Annotated in this window: 1 protein-coding gene; it reads right to left on the bottom strand. The window is 66.2% G+C overall.

Features of this window, described 5'->3' with window-relative positions:
* Nucleotide 1: 1 nt before the first annotated feature.
* On the bottom strand, nucleotides 2-835 hold the full coding sequence (gene fghA / locus PV773_RS25135) for an S-formylglutathione hydrolase (RefSeq protein WP_347968990.1): 834 nt from the start codon (nucleotides 833-835) through the stop codon (nucleotides 2-4).
* Nucleotides 836-869 lie beyond the last annotated feature (34 nt).

Raw genomic sequence — 869 nt, 5'->3', positions numbered from 1 at the left:
CTCACCCCAGCCGTTCGGCGTGCCACCTGAGGTGATCGTCCATGAAGGTGGAGATGAAGTTGTAGGAATGGTCGTAGCCATCCTGCAGGCGCAGGGTGAGCCCGATGCCGGCTTTCCGGCACGCCTCTTCCAGCAGCCACGGGCGCAGGCCCTCGTCGAGGAAACCGTCGGCCGTGCCCTGGTCGACCAGGAACTCCGGGAAGCGCTTGCCGTCCGCGATCAGCAGCGTCGTGTCATAGCCGCGCCATGACTGTTCGTCGCTGCCGAGATATTTCTCCAGCGCCGGCTTCGACCAGCCCGCCGTCGACGGCTGGGCGATCGGCGCGAAGGCCGAGCAGCTCCTGAACCGTTCCGGGTGCTTCAAGGCGATGGTCAGCGCGCCATGGCCGCCCATCGAGTGGCCGAAGATCGCCTGCCGCGCCATGTCGGCCGGGAAGTTCTTGGCGATCAGCGCCGGCAGCTCCTCGGTGACGTAGGCGTACATGCGGTAGTTCGCGGCAAACGGCGCCTGCGTCGCGTCGACATAGAAGCCGGCGCCCGAGCCGAACTGCCAGTTGTCCTTCTCGTCGGCAATGGTTTCGCCGCGCGGGCTGGTGTCGGGGCAGACCACCATCAGCCCGAGTGCGGCGGCCAGGCGCCGGTATTCGCCCTTGTCCATGACGTTGGCGTGGGTACAGGTCAGGCCCGACAGGTACCACAGCACCGGCACCGGACCGTCCTTGGCCTGCGGCGGCACGAACACCGCAAAGGTCATGTCGCAGGCGCACGCCTCCGACGCATGCGAATAGACACCCTGGACGCCGCCATGCGACTTCGACGTGGAAACGGTCTTCATCGGTTCTGCCTTTCGACTTTCAAAACTCGGCCCG

The sequence above is a fragment of the Mesorhizobium sp. CC13 genome, from assembly GCF_039907765.1.
GTDB lineage: Bacteria > Pseudomonadota > Alphaproteobacteria > Rhizobiales > Rhizobiaceae > Aminobacter.
The sequence above is the reverse complement of the archived record's forward strand: the minus strand, read 5'-3'. Positions and strand labels throughout refer to the sequence as shown.

Bases quoted from the DNA above. Each gene is read 5' to 3' on its own strand.
- fghA (WP_347968990.1), bottom strand. From the start codon at position 835: ATGAAGACCGTTTCCACGTCGAAGTCGCATGGCGGCGTCCAGGGTGTC.